Genomic DNA, 16,165 nt, shown 5'->3' with positions numbered 1-16,165 from the left:
TGAGGAATATTTCCAATTTACAAATGTGTTAAAGGATTGTGTATCCCTTGATTGTCAAAGGTAACCGCTTTCTTAAAAGAGTTTCTGTCCATTAATATGGCGGTCTTTTAGCCAATAACAGTATAGTGCTCATGAAAAAGAAGATTTTAATAGTAGATGATGAAGTGAACATAGGTTTGCTCCTTTCAAAATTTCTTACTAGAGATGGTTTTGAAGTGGCCAATGCTGTATCCGGTGCCTCTGCAATGAAAATTCTGGCGGAAGAAACATTTGATTTAATTCTTTGCGACTACCGTCTTCATGATACAGATGGTCGGGAAATTTTAATTAAAGTAAAAGAAGATTATCCTTCCACTAGTGTAATTATCATCACGGGATATTCTGATATCAAACTTGCTGTAGAGTTAATTAAACTCGGCGCATATGATTACATTACTAAACCACTATACCCGGATGAAATTTTAAATACCATTAAGAAAGCATTAGCAGCACAAAAAACTTTAAAAGAAACAAAAACACGTACAGAGAGCCGGACTGATACAGTGCCTGAGCCAGATTACGTGGATTATGGCAAATACATAGATGGAGAAAGTGATGCTTCTGCAAAACTCTTCAAGCAGATCCGGTTAATAGCACCAACATCATATAGCATCATTCTAACTGGCAAAAGTGGTACAGGTAAAGAATGCGTAGCAAAAGCGATTCATTTAAATAGTTTGAGAAGAGATCAGCCTTTTGTGGCAATGGACTGTGGCTCATTAACCAAAGAACTTGCTGGAAGTGAATTTTTTGGGCATGAAAAAGGTGCTTTTACCGGTGCATTATTTACTAAAATAGGTCATTTTGAGCAAGCAAATGGAGGTACACTTTTTTTAGATGAGATCGGTAATTTATCATATGAAATACAGGCGACTTTATTAAGAGCAGTTCAGGAGCGAAAAGTAAAACGTATTGGCAGTACAAAAGAGATTGAGCTCGATGTTAGAATCATTGTTGCAACAAACGAGGATTTGGCTATAAATATTGATAAAGGTACTTTTAGAGAAGATCTATTTCATCGCTTTAATGAGTTTTCTATTCATATACCTTCGCTTAAAGAACGCGGCAACGACGTGCTAATTTTTGCCAATCAATTTCTTACGGTTGCCAATACCGAACTGAATAAAAAGATAAAGGGCTTTTCTGAAGGGGTTAAAAAATGTTTTCTTAATTATGGGTGGCCAGGTAACGTACGCGAGTTAAGAAACGTAGTAAGAAGACTCGCATTATTAACAGATGGCAGCGAGATACAGGTAGATGTTTTACCTTTAGAATTGCTGAATTATGTTAAAGATTATGCAACAGATAAATCCCTTTCTCAGGCCAAGCCAGAAGTTGAAAATAAATATGTTGATTTAAAGAATGCTGCGCAGGAAGCAGAATATGATGCGATTTTAAGTGTTCTAATGAAGGTTAATTTCAATAAAACCAAAGCTGCACAAATTTTAAAAATAGACCGGAAAACACTTTACAACAAGATGAAAACTATTAAGTTAGACGGATAAACTGTAATATGATCATCGTTAAAACAAATTGATTGCTATTCATGATGTACCGAGCATTAACTTATGTCTGTATTTTCTTATAAACAACGCCAAAACATTAATCTGGTTATTATTATCGCACTTGGCGTGCTCATCGCATATTCCTTACAAGATATTTTTTCGGCAATACTGAGTACATTAGTGTTGTATACCATTTTTCGCCCGATTTACATTCACCTGGCTGAAGTTAAAAACTGGAACAAACGTTTTGTTGCCATCCTCATCATCGCTATTAGTGTGGTGCTCATCGTACTTCCGTTTTATGCCCTGAGTAGTATGGTGATCAGTAAGATTTCAGAACTGAGGCATAATGAAATCTTCTTTAAAAATTTATTGGTAAAACTTCAACACCTTCTGCCTTTCGAGGTTAACGAGCATTTAATTCAGGAGGGTTTAAATCGAATAGGCAATTGGGCAACCCAACTTTTTCCATCATTAATTTCAAGCGCTGTAAATATTGTACTTAGTCTATTGGTGGTGTACTTTTTACTCTACTTTATGTTAATTGAGCGAAAGCAATTCGAGGCTTCATTGGTAAAATATGCACCTTTCCGTGAACAGAATGCCCTTCGTTTTGGGAATGAAATGAAGAATACCACATTTGCAAATGTAATTGGCCAAGGCTTAATTTGTTTGGTGCAAGGTTCTCTGGTAAGTCTGTCATTTTATGTATTGGGCTATCAGGATCCCATGTTTTGGGGAGTAATCACTGCATTTATCTCTTTTATTCCTATTTTAGGGCCACCAGTAGTGTTTGTACCTGCAGCAATTTTGCAAATTGTGAATGGCCATAACTTTGAAGGATGGGCCATGCTTGCATTCGGCTTTATCGTCGTTATTAATATTGATAACGTACTCAGGTTTGTTATTGCGAAAAAAGTAGGGAATATTCATCCGATTATAACCGTGATTGGCGTAATTATTGGTATTCCATTATTTGGAATACTTGGACTTGTTTTTGGACCACTTTTACTATCTTATTTTATTCTGCTGATCAAGATTTATGAATCCAGTACATTGGCATCAGAAAGATTAGAAAGAATTAAAACAAATATTGAGCATAATGAGTTATAATCCATAGCTTAACAATAAATAAGACGGTATTTCTTATATTAGAAACGTTAAACCCTTAAAATACATAATTATGAATGATAACTCGAAAGTTGTAGTTGCTCTTTTAGCAGGATTAGCTGCCGGTGCCGCTTTAGGTATCTTATTTGCACCTGACAAGGGTGACGAAACCCGCGACAAATTAAGCCAGTCTTTAAAAGATTTAGGCGATTCTATCAAAGATAAAGCTGCTGATGAAATTAACAGTTTATCTAGCCTTAAAGACAAAGTTGTAACCTCAATTAAAACCAAATTGAGAAGTGTTGAAGAAGAGTATAGTGACGACGTAGAGCACGCATAAGCAATAAAATAATAGCCGGGCGTTTAACAGCGCCCGGTTAAATTTCATCTTAACTATGCAAGAAAATAAAGAGAAAGGTATCGAGGATATTTTCGAGGATGCCAAAGGCTATTTAGAGGCTAGAGTGGAATACACCCGACTTTACCTCGTAGAAAAGGTATCTAAAATATTTGCCGATTTAGTTACTAATACGGTAGTAATTGTATGCTTCATCCTGGCGTTTTTATTTGGTAGTGTAACGTTAGCCCTCTTCTTATCTGATGTTTTAGGGAGTTATACCAGAGGCTTTGGTTGCGTTTCATTAATTTACATTTTGTTAGCCGTGGTGGTGTATTTAACTAAAGATAAATATATTGAAAAGGCAATAATCAATATCGCAATTAATAAGTATTTCAACAAACTTGCAGATAAGGAGGAAGAAGATGAGAAGTTATAAAAACATCAGCAATCTGGACGATTTGCAGGCAAAAAAATTAGAGCTTAAAGTAGAGTATACGCTTAAGCAGAATTTGTTAATTGCCGATGGTAAAACTTTCGCAAAGCGATTTACTTTCAGTGCATTAATTAAAAAATATGCTACTCCAAGTAACTTATTTAAAGCGGATGATAAATTAAATATCAGCGGTACTGCAATGTCATTATTGTTACCCATGGTGATGAACAAAACACTTTTTAGAGGGGCAGGTTTCTTAACAAAAGCAGCCGTTGGCCTTGTCTCCGGAAAGGTTGGGAAATCTTTAGATGCTGAGCATTTATCTGCCATTTATAATTCTGTGAAAGGTTGGTTTGGTACCCGAAAAGACAAAAAAGCAAAGAAATTTATCGACTATGGCATTCCGCCGGATAGTGAAACGTATTAGTATAGTGGTTCATTAGTCATCTGTTCATTAGTTGGCAAAAAGCAAAAACTATATAAATAAAAAGCCTCAGGATTTAAAATTCTGAGGCTTTTTATTTAACCTGATCTTACAGGTTGGCGTATAGTCAACTAGCCCTAAGTCTTTTGACTTACTGGGTTGGTGAGACACCAGCCGATAATAATCCTATTTTCTGCACTTAACTAATAAGCCATGCTATTTATGCTCCTGGACCATTGAACCAATGACCATTGAACGAATGAACTTATTATTACAAATCTGTTTTAATTTTCAATTCTTTTAGTTGTTTATCATCAATAGTACTTGGACTATCAATCATCACATCTCTGCCAGAATTATTTTTAGGGAAGGCAATTACATCGCGAATCGAATCCAGGCCTGCAAAAATTGAAGTTAAACGATCGAAACCAAAAGCGATACCACCATGTGGAGGTGCGCCAAATTCAAAAGCATCCATTAAGAAACCAAATTGTTTTTGTGCCTCTTCTGCGCTGAAACCTAAATGCTTAAACATAAGTGCCTGAAGTGTACGGTCGTGAATACGGATAGATCCACCGCCAACTTCGGTACCATTAATTACCATATCATAAGCATTGGCACGAACATTTTTAGGATCAGTATCCAGTAACGCAATATCTTCCGGTTTAGGTGAGGTGAACGGGTGATGCATGGCATGGTAACGTTCGGTTTCCTCATCCCATTCTAAAAGTGGGAAATCCAATACCCAAAGTGCAGAGAAGGTATTTTTATCGCGGAGGCCTAAACGGTTACCCATTTCTAAACGAAGTTCATTCAGTTGTTTACGAACCTTTTCTGTAGAGCCAGCTAAAATTAAAAGTAAATCGCCTTTTTCAGTTTCAAAAGCCTCACTCCATTGTTGCAAGTCTGCTTCGTTGAAGAATTTATCTACTGAAGATTTAATCGTTCCGTCTTCATTATGGCGTGCATAAATTAGTCCGGTTGCACCAATCTGCGGGCGCTTAATAAAATCTGTTAATTCATCTAGTTGCTTACGGGTATAGCTGGCAGCACCTTTTGCATTAATCCCAACAACCAGTTCAGCGTTATCGAAAACGGGAAATCCTTTTCCTTTTGCAAGATCATTCAGTTCCACAAATTTCATATCGAAGCGGGTATCTGGTTTATCAGAACCATATAAACGCATGGCATCAGCATATTGCATCCGAGGTACTTCAGGCAAGTCATAATTACGCACTTCCTTAAATAAAGTGCGAATCAGGCCTTCAAAAGTATTTAAAATATCTTCTTGCTCTATGAAAGACATCTCACAATCAATCTGCGTAAATTCAGGCTGGCGATCTGCCCTTAAATCCTCGTCTCTAAAACATTTTACAATTTGGAAATAACGGTCAAAGCCAGATACCATCAGCAATTGCTTAAATGTTTGTGGCGACTGTGGTAAGGCATAAAACTCTCCCTCGTTCATTCGGCTCGGTACAACGAAATCTCTTGCACCTTCTGGCGTAGATTTAATTAAAACCGGAGTTTCCACTTCAATAAAATCAAGCGCATCTAAATAACGGCGAACGGATTGAGCTATTTTATGACGTAAAACGAGGTTGTTGCGAACAGGGTTACGGCGTAAATCCAGATAGCGATACTTCATGCGTAACTCATCGCCACCATCTGTTTCATCTTCAATCATGAAAGGTGGCAATTTCGCTGCATTTAAGATTTCCAAAGCTGAAATTTTAATTTCCACATCGCCGGTTGGCATTTTTGGATTTTTATTGCTTCGCTCTACGACTGTACCTGTGGCTTTAATTACAAATTCGCGACCCAATGAACGTGCTGATTCGCATAGTTCGTGGTTATCGTCCATGTTAAAAACCAGTTGTGTAATACCATAACGATCACGAATGTCTATAAAAGTCATTCCACCTAAATCTCTTGATTTTTGCACCCAACCACACAGGGTTACACTTTCACCTAAGTTATTAAGGGTTAGTGCACCACAAGTTACTGTTCTTAACATATTTTGTAATCTAAATTGAGCGGCAAAAATACCGATTTTGTTTTAAACTTTGGAATAGAAGATTTGAGGTTTTTTTGCAGCAAAAATAGTTTTAGCTCAGGCAGTTTCTTCAATAGGTAAAGATCTGTGAAGAATATCCATATGCTCATTCAAAATTCAATCATTATTAAGCAAGGCCTTAACCTTTAGATTTTAATCTGCTCAGTGTTTCTGGCGAGATGTTTAGATATGAAGCAACCATTTTATTGGATAATCGCTTCACAACAATCGGATTTTGATCTAATAATTGTTGATAGCGTTCCAAGGCACCTGAAGTAATAAAAGACATGAGCCTGTTGGTATTGGTTACGTAAGCATATTCAAGATAATGGCGATAAAGTTTTTCCCATTGCGGGATAATTTCCAGAAGATGGTAAAAATCTGTTTTGTTGATGCTTAGTACTGTGGTTTCTTCTACGGCCTGAACAAATTCAAGTGACTCGGATGCGGTTACAAAACTCACCAGTGCTGTTGCAAATTGATTTTCGAACACAAAAAGTCTGGTTGCTTCTGTACCATTCTCGGTGAGAAAAAAGATTCTTAAGCAGCCACTGGTTACAAAATAGATTTTGCTATTGATTTTTCCGGGACTCACCAGAAATTCATTTTTCTTCACCTTAAGTAGTCTGAAAAAAGAAAAAACAGTTTTCAAATCGTCATCGCTAATCTTAATCCGATCTTTGACATAACTTGAAAACTGTTTATACATAGCCTGCAAAGTAGTATATTTAGCCCTTTGATGCAATTTTTTCTGCAAGTTTACGGGCGTTAGGAATAATAATAAAAGCAGAGAGATAGGAAACTGGTACCATAATACTCCAGGCTTTAAGGAATTTCATAAACCAATCTTCACCAAAACCATAATTACGCATCAGGCCCACAAAAGCCATAATTAAAGTCATAGGGATAACAACCAGTAATGTGTTCAGGTATTTAAAATATACTTTTTTCATTTTGTTTTTGTTTGAAACAAAGGTGCAAGGATAAAAAAAGCTAAACTTTGATGTAAGTCAATAAATATTGGATTTTATTCGCTAATACTTTTCCTCTAATACCACCTCAATACCAGTTACTTTCCAATTTCCATCTATCTTTTTCCAGTTGAAAATTTCTTCTGTTTGTACTGTCTTCTTTTTAGCAAACATCAATCCTTTTTCAAATACAACAGATTTGCGTGCAATCTTTTCTGTGAAAATTTGGTTTTCCAATGACGATTTGATGCGGTAATAAGTGGTAGAAATCTCTTTGGTTTTTTTGAAGTATTTTTCAGTTTGGTATACGAGGTCTTTTCTATCGTAAACTGTTGCATCAGCATTGGTGTATCGAATACCATCATCAAATTGACTCATGTAGATCGCCATGTCTTTTCTCTCAAAAGCTAAATTAACTTTTTGATGTATTGTATCTATCTCTGCTGTTATTAAATCGATTTCCATGGTGTGAAGTTAAAAGTTTGCCTCAGGCTTTAAAAAAAATAATCAAAGCAATCATTATTTCAAAAATAACAAATGAGCCAGGTAAAAGATTTAAGATGATGTAACTAAATAGTTGGGAATGCTGTAAGTTTATTTAAACTTTTTTATACATTGATGCAACGTTTTGAAAACGCTCCTGTCTTATAATCAGAATCTTCGAAAATTTGGAAACGGTATATATCGATAAAAACCTGGAATTGGTTAAAGAATGCATGCAGGGCAGCCGCACGGCACAGTTTGAACTATACAAATTGTACGCAAAGGCTATGTATAACGTGGCGTTGCGGATCTTGAATTACGAAGAAGAAGCGGAAGATGTTTTACAGGAATCGTTTTTAGATGCGTTTACCAGGATCGTTGATTTTAGGCAAGAAACAACCTTCGGCTTATGGTTGAAACAGATTGTGATTAATAAATCGATCAATTATCTGCGAAAACGAAAAATGGAATTTGTGAGTACAGATGAAATTTCGGAAGTACCGGATGATGTAAGTTTTGATGATTATGATAACCAGCTCAAAGCAGAAGAAGTAAGAAAAGCGATGACACAACTGCCAGATGGTTACCGAGTGGTATTGAGTTTGTATTTACTGGAGGGATATGATCATGAAGAAATCTCCCATATTTTAAAAATCAGTGAAAACACAAGCCGCACGCAGTATATGAGGGCGAAAAAGAAATTGAAAAGTATATTAGATTTGAAAGGGATGAGAGATGAATAATAGATTAGAAACTTTTGTTAAAGAGAACCGGAAATCGTTCGATGTAATGGAACCATCGGCAGCACTTTGGGCAAAAATAGAACAAGGATTAGAGCAGAAAAAAGAAAAAAAGCCGGTAAAGCTATACCTATGGATGAGCATTGCGGCAACCATCTTAGTGGTTTTCGGTTTAGGCTGGCTATACGCAGGAAGAATGCAAAAAGGCGAAATAGAAATTGCTGATGTGAATGCTGTTTATGCAAAAAAGGAAGTGCAGTTTGCTGGTCTTATTGTAGAGAAAAGGGATAGCCTAGCGATTTTCGCTTCTGCAAACCCGGAATTGTATAAAAAGTTTACTGCTGATTTAAAGAAGCTGGATGAAGAATATGAACGTTTAAAAGGTGAATTACCATCCTCGCCAAATCAAACCTTTGTAGTGAAGGCTATGGTAAAAAACCGCGAAATTCAGCTACAGTTATTAAAGCAACAGTTATTGATTATCAACCAGGTAGACGATTATAAAAAAGTAAATCAAATTTAAACAGTCACGACTACTTAATACTTAACACTCGCTATTTAATACTCGCTACTTGATACTCCCTACCTGATACTTACTACTTAATACTCGCTACTTACTACGTGATACTTGTAATACTTACTAATCTATACCCACTAACTAAACACATACGCTCACTATATTTAAGGCAGGCCGGTCGGCAGGTGCTGCTATTAAATATTTAACCAACAAGAAAATGAAAACAACAAAACTATTTTTGGCCGTTATGGTATTTATTGCCGTAAAAAGTTACGCGCAGCAAAGCGTAGTGATGGATATGCCTACCGAATCTTATGCCGTGAATACGAAAGTTTCTGGCAATATAAATTTGAGCACTGAAGTTCCGTTAACACAAGAAAGTAATGCCGAGAAATCTAAAACTTTAAGCAAAAGCTTCAGTGTTGATGTGAATGATAAAGTAAACCTTAACAATAAATATGGTGCCGTTACCATCAAAACCTGGGATAAGAAAGAAGTGAAGATTGATATTGATATCAAAGCTTATAGCAATTCGGATAATGAAGCACAAAAAATGATGGATGCGGTAACCATTGATGCGAATAAAAATGGCGACATGATTACGGTAAAAACAAATATGTCTGAAAGAAGTGGCCGCTATGGACATGGGGTTAAAAATGGGGTAATTACCTGGCGAAGAGAGGTAAAAATTAACTATGTCGTGTACATGCCTGCAACAAATTCGCTTACTGTTTCTCAGCAATATGGTAACGTAGAGGTAGGTAATTTTAATGGGCCAACATCTTTAAAGGTTCAATACGGCAATTTAGTTGCAGGAAATTTGAACAATAGTAATAACTATGTAAATGTTCAATATGGTAAATGTGATATTCAGGAATTAAATGCGGGCGTAGTAAACCACAGTTATAATGGCCCGGTAAATATTGGCAGTGCGGGAACTTTAGAATTGGATGCAGAATATGTAGGGGTAAATATAAATACTATTCGCAGGTCAGCTGATCTTAAAATACAATATGGCAAAGGCCTAACGGTAGGTACCATAGGTGGTAATTTACTGTTAAATGCAGAGTATGCGAAAGTAAATATCAACACCGTAAAAGGAAATGCCGTGGTAAAACAAGCCTATGGAGATTTAAATGTAGCCTCATCCGGTAAAATTGCGGTCGATGCTGAATATTCTAATGTTACACTAGGTACGGTAAATGGTGATGCGAATATCTCTATGGATTACAATAGACTAAGCATCAGTGAAATTACGCCGGCCTGTAAGAACTTTACTTTTGCTGGTGAGTATGTAGGTGTAGGAATAGGCTTTGCTGAACGTTACAATGGTAATTTTAATGTATCTACATCTTATGCAGGATTTAAATTTGGTACAAATGTATCATCCTCATTAACCAGTAGAGATGATGAGGAAAAAAGATATTCCGGTAAAATTGGAAGCGGAGGTTCGGGTAATGTGAATATCAAAACATCCTACGGTTCCGTTACCTTTAAATAAAATTTTAAGCAATAAGCGTTAAGTCTGGTCATTTTGTGGCCAGACTTTTTTTATATTTATCGTTATGAAAATGTTTTACCTCCTCTTGCTGATCGGATTAGGTTTTAATGTTCGTGCACAGGATGTACCTGTAAAATGGGCAACTCAGGAAACTTTTTTCGAAGATTTGATCGGCAAAGCGTTGCCGGATTTTCAGGGAACAACTATAGAGGGGAAGAAATTTATTCGTAAGCAGTTGAAGGATCAGGTAGTGGTAATTAACTTTTGGTTTGAGAATTGTCCGCCATGTATTGAAGAAATGCCGGAGTTAAATAAACTTGTTGACAAGTACACAAAAAAAGGGGTTCGTTTTATCGGGATTACACACGATCTTCCGGGAAAAGCAAAACGTTTTCAAAAGCAAAAACCCTATCATTACCAGATTATTTCGCTTACAAAGGAAGAGATCGCTGAATTAAATATCAACCACGGTTTCCCATCAAATATTCTGGTTGGAAAAGATGGGAAGATACTTTTTGCGATGGCCAATTTCTCTCTAAATAATCAGGAATTTAAAGCGAAATCTTTAATTTTTGAATCTAAGCTGATTGCCGAACTGCAAAATCTTCCAGCGGTTGGAAACTAAATCAGCCAAAATATGTTCCATAAGCAGCGTCGATTATTTATCTTCGTCGTATCAGATAAAATTATAATATGGATTTCTTAAGTACTCCGGAAGCCTGGATTTCACTCCTAACCCTAACCCTGCTGGAAATAGTTTTGGGGATAGATAACATTGTTTTTATTTCTATTTTGTCGGGTAAATTACCTCAGGATCAACAGAAAAAAGCCAGGCAATTAGGTTTGGGGCTTGCCATGATTACCCGGGTAATGTTGCTGCTTTCACTTAGCTGGATTATGACGCTTACTTCGCCATTATTTAATATCGGAAGCTGGATTGGTATGAATGCTGGAGAGTGGTATGAAAAACTGGCTATCTCTGGTCGTGATTTGATTTTGATTATTGGCGGTTTGTTTCTGATTTATAAAAGTACACACGAAATTCATAATAAATTAGAAGGGGAAGAAGATGAAGAAGGTAAGGCAAAGGCACATTCGTTCTGGGCAACTATTGTTCAGATTTTAATATTGGATATCGTTTTTTCATTAGACTCTGTAATTACAGCAGTAGGAATGGCAGAGCATATTGAAATCATGATTGCAGCTGTGGTTATTGCCGTGATCATCATGATGTTTTCAGCGGGTAAAATTAGCGAGTTTGTAAACAATCACCCCACGGTTAAAATGTTGGCACTTTCTTTCCTATTGCTCATTGGTGTTTCTTTGTTGGCCGAAGGATTAGATCAACACATCCCTAAAGGCTATGTTTATTTCGCTATGGCATTCTCCGTGCTAGTAGAAATGCTAAACTTAAAAATGAAAAAGAATACTAAAAAACCAATTGAGTTGAGGAATATGCCCAAGAAATAGCCCTTGAAATAGAATATTAACATGCTTATCCTGGTTTTCGAGGTATGCATGTTTTTTACCTTTTACTTAAGCTTAAAAAATTGTTTCCATAAAATCAGGTCCATCATTAATTAAAGTTAAACGCTGGTTCTGAGAAAATTAAAGCACATATTCTTCATTAATCGGTTTTACGGGTTCAGGAATATCAGTTTCTTCCAACATTTGCAGCAAGTTGATCTCGATTGTTCTGGTAATCTGATTTAAGGGGATACCGGCAGAATTATTTTCGAATGGATCTACCAGACTCATTCCATTTATTTGAGTGGAAACAAAAACGAAACCGATTAACCAACCTAGAAAAATAGATGCAGGCCCGGCAGATTGACTAATTACCAAGGTGAACGTTACTACAAAAAGCCAGATAAACACTTTTGTTAAATAGGTGTAGGTAGTGGGAAAGATGGTGTTTCTAATTCTTTCACTCATCCCCATAGAATCTGAAAAGCGAACCAGCATTTCATTAATTTCCAGGAAACGGAAGCCATCCACTTTATTCTCCTTTGAAAGTTTTTGCAGCTCTCGGGATTGGATATTTAGTATGGCGTTATGCTTATTGGTATGTTTTTTAATTTCCACAAGATCTTCTGGTGGCAGATATTTAATGTAAATTTCATCTACAGTTCCACGAAGGCTTGCCTTTAAAGCATAAAGGAACGCAATGTGCCTGAAAATAATGCGTTTGGTGCTTACCTCATCTTCATCTACATAGTTAATTAATGCCCTTGCAAACGAACGGGAATCGTTAACGAGTGCTCCCCAGATTTTCCTGGCTTCCCACCATCTGTCATAAGCCTGGTTATTATTAAAGCCAATAAAAAAGGCAATTGCGGTACCCAAAACGGTTGGGATAATCGATGGAATTTCGAAATGATGTGCAATTAAATATTCGCGGACAAAGTAGGCTACGGTGCATGATGCGATCATAATCAGATCAACATGCCAGGTATTTCTTAAAATTCTACTTAATCTAATGTTCTGTATTAAAAGCATATGTTTGGTTTTCCGCATGAAAGTACAAAACAGAATCCAAAATGTTTGGTAGTAGGAATTTAAATCAGTATTTAATTTTTTTTAGCACTCAAATGTTTATATTAGGAAACCAAATATTCCGAATTTATGAGCGAAACGTTACCCAAGAATAACATTTTCAAAGTTATTGGAGCCTCTTCATTAGGCACGCTAATTGAATGGTACGATTTTTACATTTTTGGCAGCTTGGCCGTAATCATAGGTCATCAACTTTTTCCGGAAGATGCCGGCGCCTCTGCTTTAATTAATACACTGGCTATTTTTGCTGCGGGCTTTATTGTTCGTCCCTTTGGTGCTTTGGTTTTTGGGCGTTTGGGCGATTTAATTGGGCGGAAATATACATTCTTACTTACGCTGGTATTAATGGGCGGTTCTACTTTTTTAATTGGTTTAATCCCTTCCTATAAAAGCATTGGTTATGCCGCTCCAATTTTAGTTTTAATATTAAGGTTAGTACAAGGATTAGCACTTGGCGGGGAATATGGTGGGGCTGCAACTTATGTTGCTGAACATGCACCAAAAAACAGGCGGGGATTTTTCACCAGTTGGATCCAAACCACAGCAACACTGGGATTATTTCTTTCGTTAGGGGTTATTGTAATTACTAAAAATGTTTTGGGTGCAGATACCTTTGCTGATTGGGGATGGCGGATTCCATTTCTACTTTCCATTCTTTTGGTAGTGGTCTCAATTTACATCCGCATGAAAATGCATGAATCTCCAATGTTTTCTAAACTGAAAGCGGAAGGAAATGTCTCTAAAAATCCATTGAAAGAAAGTTTTAATAATAAAGCCAATTTCAAAATGGTATTGCTGGCGTTATTTGGAGCTACGATGGGTCAAGGCGTGATCTGGTACACCGGACAATTTTATGCCCAATCCTTTCTTGAAAATACCTGTAAACTTGATTTTAATGATTCCCGATATATCCTGCTTTGGGGTATTGCTTTTGCAACACCTTTCTTCGTTATTTTCGGTGCGTGGAGTGATCGGGTTGGTCGCAAGTGGATCATGTTAGCCGGAATGCTTTTGGGAATTATATTTTACAGACCAATTTACCAGGCTTTTCTGGATGATACGGATACCACAAAGATGGATTTGGCAGGAGCCGTTTATGCTAAGTCTATTGTAAGAAAGCAGGCCATTGCAGATACTTCAGATAGCCTGTCCATATCTACCACAAATGTGATTTTGAAAAGTGGTGCGTCATTTAATAAATTTCAGGTAGATACGGTTTCAAAAACGTCCGGTATTTTATCCGGGAAAGAAATTATAAAGGATAAAGTTTTACCAACTCCATTATTCTGGAAGTTTGTGGGCTTAATTTTCTTCCAGATTTTATTGGTTACCATGGTTTACGGACCTATTGCTGCCTTCCTGGTTGAACTTTTTCCAACCAAGATCAGGTACACTTCCATGTCGTTACCTTATCATATTGGTAACGGCGTATTTGGCGGCCTTGTACCCTTCATTGCTACCCTTATTGCCAGCTTTGCAGGCGCAACACCGCTTTCCGGATTGTGGTATCCCATCGGAATTGCAACCTTAAGTCTGATCATCGGTACCATTTATTTATCCAACAAAAAAGGCGAAAACATTAACGATTAAATTATGAATACGTTAAAGAAATTTTTAGGAATAGTTTGGATGCTGCTTGGTCCTTTGGCAATGGCTTTTTTAATTACACAGGCAATAGATAAGGTAAGTTTGGCGCATAGCGAGATAGAAAGAACAAACACCATTCTGCAATGGGCAATCATTTTGTTTATATTTTTCCCAATCAGTATTGGCTTAATGATATTTGGCTACTACGCCTGGAAGGGCGAGTATGAGCAGTTAGCTGATCATTCTTCGGAGTAATCGCCTGGTATCGAGGATGCCATCAAATAAAAAACCCCGATACTTTTTGGTATCGGGGTGGATATATGATGACCTCATAGGTAGAGGGTAATTGCTTGTATTATCCTTGTTTTTTAGCAGTGTCTTTCAATGCATCGTTAGCAACGATTACAATTTCAACACGACGGTTTGCCGCACGACCTGCATCAGTTTCGTTATCAGCAATTGGCTCAGAGAAACCTTTACCAATAGTTACCAATCTTGATGATGGAACACCTTGAGAAACGGCGTAAGCTTTAACTGCTGCTGCTCTTCTTTCAGATAAACCCTGGTTATAAGTTTCTGTACCTTTACTATCAGTATGACCGATAATTTTAATATCAGTATCAGGATATTGATTTAATGATGAAGCTAAACTTTGAACATTTGTTTTTGCTGCGTCTTTCAATGCTGTTTTATCGAAATCGAATAAGATACCACTATCAAATTTAACAATGATTCCTTCTCCTTCACGAATAACCTCTGCATTCGGAATAGCTTTTTGAATTTCAGCAGCCTGTCTGTCCATTCTACGACCGATGAAAGCTCCAGCTGTACCACCAATAGCACCACCGATTAATGCACCAACTGCAGTATTACCTGCTTTTTTACCAATTAATGCGCCAACTACACCACCTGCTGCGGCACCAATACCTGCACCTTTTTGTGTTTTAGTTAAACTATCACAGCTTTGAAATGCGATTGAACCGACTGCTAATCCTATACTTAATGTTGCTATTCTTACTTTTGAGATACTCATGATTATTTATATTTAAATTCTATTCGTTCATATTCAAACACGATGCCAAAAAATGAATTGTATAAAATTTATGCTCATTTCTATCGATTCGTGTAAAAAAGAATATTTTCTTATTCTAAATAAAAGGAGAATGAATAGGTGGCACTTTCATATTGTATCATTCTTAGTACAAAAATTAGGCAGAGAAGTAGCTTTCCAGTTCTTTTAAGGTGTTTTCATCTGTTTTAAAATCTTTAATTACTTGTCCTTTTTCAACCAGTATAATTCTGTTGCATACATCGGTAACGTGATTTAAATCATGGCTCGAAATGAAAGTGGTCATGCTGCCCGCTTGCGCTTTTAATAAATTTTTCAAGCGAATTTGTGTTGTTGGATCCAGGTTGGCAAAGGGTTCATCCAGAATTAAGATCTCTGGTTTTTGCATTAATGCCGCAGCGATGCCTACTTTCACCTGGTTGCCTTTACTAAAATCGCGAATATATTTTCCGCTGTTCAGGATTTCATTGTTGAAAAATTCTCCGTACTGAGTTAAATAGGCGCTCACATCTGCAATGCTCAGGTTACTTAAACTTCCAATAAATGTGAAGTATTCTTCAGGGGTAAGGTAATCAATTAAAAAACCTTCATCTAAAAAAGATGCGGTATAACTTTTCCAATGATCGCCCTGCGCAACATTTTCATTTTTAGATAAAATTTCACCGCCTGTTGGTCTGATTAAATCCAGCAGCATCCGGAAAAAGGTCGTTTTTCCGGCACCATTATTTCCAACCAATCCAACGGTTTCACCTTGTTCAATTTGAATATTATCAATGTTTACAACAGTTTTGTCGCCATAAACTTTCCTTAAATTTTTAACTTCTAAAATCATAA

At 36.7% G+C, this 16,165-nt stretch carries 19 protein-coding genes; 12 read left to right on the top strand and 7 right to left on the bottom strand.

Annotated elements, in window-relative coordinates; genetic code table 11:
- Nucleotides 1-131 precede the first annotated feature (131 nt).
- The 5 genes from SOM16_RS03615 to SOM16_RS03595 all read left to right on the top strand — a co-directional run bounded on the left by SOM16_RS03615 (nt 132) and on the right by SOM16_RS03595 (nt 3,854).
- On the top strand, nt 132-1,544 hold the full coding sequence (locus tag SOM16_RS03615; RefSeq protein ID WP_320462625.1) for a sigma-54 dependent transcriptional regulator: 1,413 nt from the start codon (nt 132-134) through the stop codon (nt 1,542-1,544).
- A gap of 63 nt (nt 1,545-1,607) precedes the next feature.
- Nucleotides 1,608-2,657 (top strand): AI-2E family transporter, encoded by a 1,050-nt coding sequence (locus tag SOM16_RS03610; RefSeq protein WP_320462624.1) that lies wholly within the window; start codon nt 1,608-1,610, stop codon nt 2,655-2,657.
- A gap of 70 nt (nt 2,658-2,727) precedes the next feature.
- Nucleotides 2,728-2,994: a YtxH domain-containing protein gene (locus SOM16_RS03605; protein ID WP_088299745.1), complete on the top strand. Its 267-nt coding sequence runs from the start codon at nt 2,728-2,730 to the stop codon at nt 2,992-2,994.
- Nucleotides 2,995-3,049: 55 nt separating this feature from the next.
- Nucleotides 3,050-3,430 (top strand): phage holin family protein, encoded by a 381-nt coding sequence (locus SOM16_RS03600; RefSeq protein WP_320462623.1) that lies wholly within the window; start codon nt 3,050-3,052, stop codon nt 3,428-3,430.
- On the top strand, nt 3,417-3,854 hold the full coding sequence (locus SOM16_RS03595) for a hypothetical protein (RefSeq protein ID WP_320462622.1): 438 nt from the start codon (nt 3,417-3,419) through the stop codon (nt 3,852-3,854). Before SOM16_RS03600 ends, SOM16_RS03595 begins: the two co-directional genes overlap by 14 nt.
- Before the next feature lie 268 nt (nt 3,855-4,122).
- Here the strand turns inward: SOM16_RS03595 and aspS are convergent, their stop codons facing one another.
- From aspS to SOM16_RS03575, 4 genes are all read right to left on the bottom strand, one after another.
- The gene (gene aspS, locus SOM16_RS03590; RefSeq protein WP_320462621.1) at nt 4,123-5,868 is read right to left on the bottom strand and encodes an aspartate--tRNA ligase; all 1,746 of its coding nucleotides are present in this window, start codon (nt 5,866-5,868) and stop codon (nt 4,123-4,125) included.
- 178 nt (nt 5,869-6,046) lie between these two features.
- Complete coding sequence (locus SOM16_RS03585; protein WP_320462620.1) at nt 6,047-6,616, bottom strand: Crp/Fnr family transcriptional regulator; 570 nt, start codon at nt 6,614-6,616, stop codon at nt 6,047-6,049.
- 19 nt (nt 6,617-6,635) lie between these two features.
- Complete coding sequence (locus SOM16_RS03580; RefSeq protein WP_320462619.1) at nt 6,636-6,860, bottom strand: DUF2798 domain-containing protein; 225 nt, start codon at nt 6,858-6,860, stop codon at nt 6,636-6,638.
- An 81-nt stretch (nt 6,861-6,941) separates the two neighbouring features.
- Nucleotides 6,942-7,343 carry a nuclear transport factor 2 family protein gene (locus tag SOM16_RS03575; RefSeq protein WP_320462618.1) on the bottom strand — a complete coding sequence of 134 codons (402 nt, stop codon included), beginning with the start codon at nt 7,341-7,343 and terminating at the stop codon, nt 6,942-6,944.
- A 203-nt stretch (nt 7,344-7,546) separates the two neighbouring features.
- Between SOM16_RS03575 and SOM16_RS03570 the strand changes: the two genes are divergently transcribed.
- The 5 genes from SOM16_RS03570 (at nt 7,547) to SOM16_RS03550 (ending at nt 11,589) form a co-directional block, all read left to right on the top strand.
- The gene (locus SOM16_RS03570) at nt 7,547-8,104 is read left to right on the top strand and encodes a sigma-70 family RNA polymerase sigma factor (RefSeq protein ID WP_320462617.1); all 558 of its coding nucleotides are present in this window, start codon (nt 7,547-7,549) and stop codon (nt 8,102-8,104) included.
- Nucleotides 8,097-8,624 carry a hypothetical protein gene (locus tag SOM16_RS03565; RefSeq protein ID WP_320462616.1) on the top strand — a complete coding sequence of 176 codons (528 nt, stop codon included), beginning with the start codon at nt 8,097-8,099 and terminating at the stop codon, nt 8,622-8,624. Before SOM16_RS03570 ends, SOM16_RS03565 begins: the two co-directional genes overlap by 8 nt.
- Nucleotides 8,625-8,835: 211 nt before the next feature.
- Nucleotides 8,836-10,119, top strand: coding sequence for a hypothetical protein (locus SOM16_RS03560; RefSeq protein WP_320462615.1), 1,284 nt, complete (start codon nt 8,836-8,838; stop codon nt 10,117-10,119).
- A gap of 64 nt (nt 10,120-10,183) precedes the next feature.
- Nucleotides 10,184-10,744, top strand: coding sequence for a TlpA disulfide reductase family protein (locus SOM16_RS03555; RefSeq protein ID WP_320462614.1), 561 nt, complete (start codon nt 10,184-10,186; stop codon nt 10,742-10,744).
- A gap of 68 nt (nt 10,745-10,812) precedes the next feature.
- Nucleotides 10,813-11,589, top strand: coding sequence for a TerC family protein (locus tag SOM16_RS03550; RefSeq protein WP_320462613.1), 777 nt, complete (start codon nt 10,813-10,815; stop codon nt 11,587-11,589).
- Nucleotides 11,590-11,727: 138 nt separating this feature from the next.
- Here the strand turns inward: SOM16_RS03550 and SOM16_RS03545 are convergent, their stop codons facing one another.
- Nucleotides 11,728-12,618 carry a bestrophin family protein gene (locus tag SOM16_RS03545; RefSeq protein ID WP_320462612.1) on the bottom strand — a complete coding sequence of 297 codons (891 nt, stop codon included), beginning with the start codon at nt 12,616-12,618 and terminating at the stop codon, nt 11,728-11,730.
- 126 nt (nt 12,619-12,744) lie between these two features.
- On the opposite strand from SOM16_RS03545, the gene SOM16_RS03540 reads away from it, so the two are divergent.
- Nucleotides 12,745-14,265: an MFS transporter gene (locus SOM16_RS03540; protein ID WP_320462611.1), complete on the top strand. Its 1,521-nt coding sequence runs from the start codon at nt 12,745-12,747 to the stop codon at nt 14,263-14,265.
- A gap of 3 nt (nt 14,266-14,268) precedes the next feature.
- Nucleotides 14,269-14,517, top strand: a complete 249-nt coding sequence (locus tag SOM16_RS03535) for a DUF6814 family protein (RefSeq protein WP_320462610.1) — start codon at nt 14,269-14,271, stop codon at nt 14,515-14,517.
- Between the two features lie 100 nt (nt 14,518-14,617).
- On the opposite strand, the gene SOM16_RS03530 is transcribed toward SOM16_RS03535, so the two are convergent.
- Nucleotides 14,618-15,295 carry an OmpA family protein gene (locus tag SOM16_RS03530; RefSeq protein WP_320462609.1) on the bottom strand — a complete coding sequence of 226 codons (678 nt, stop codon included), beginning with the start codon at nt 15,293-15,295 and terminating at the stop codon, nt 14,618-14,620.
- A 175-nt stretch (nt 15,296-15,470) separates the two neighbouring features.
- Nucleotides 15,471-16,163, bottom strand: coding sequence for an ABC transporter ATP-binding protein (locus SOM16_RS03525; RefSeq protein ID WP_320462608.1), 693 nt, complete (start codon nt 16,161-16,163; stop codon nt 15,471-15,473).
- Nucleotides 16,164-16,165: the final 2 nt, after the last annotated feature.

This window comes from Pedobacter sp. CFBP9032 (genome assembly GCF_034045265.1).
Taxonomy (GTDB): Bacteria; Bacteroidota; Bacteroidia; order Sphingobacteriales; family Sphingobacteriaceae; genus Pedobacter.
Note: the sequence above shows the minus strand (reverse complement) of the source record. Positions and strands in the feature narration are given on the sequence as shown.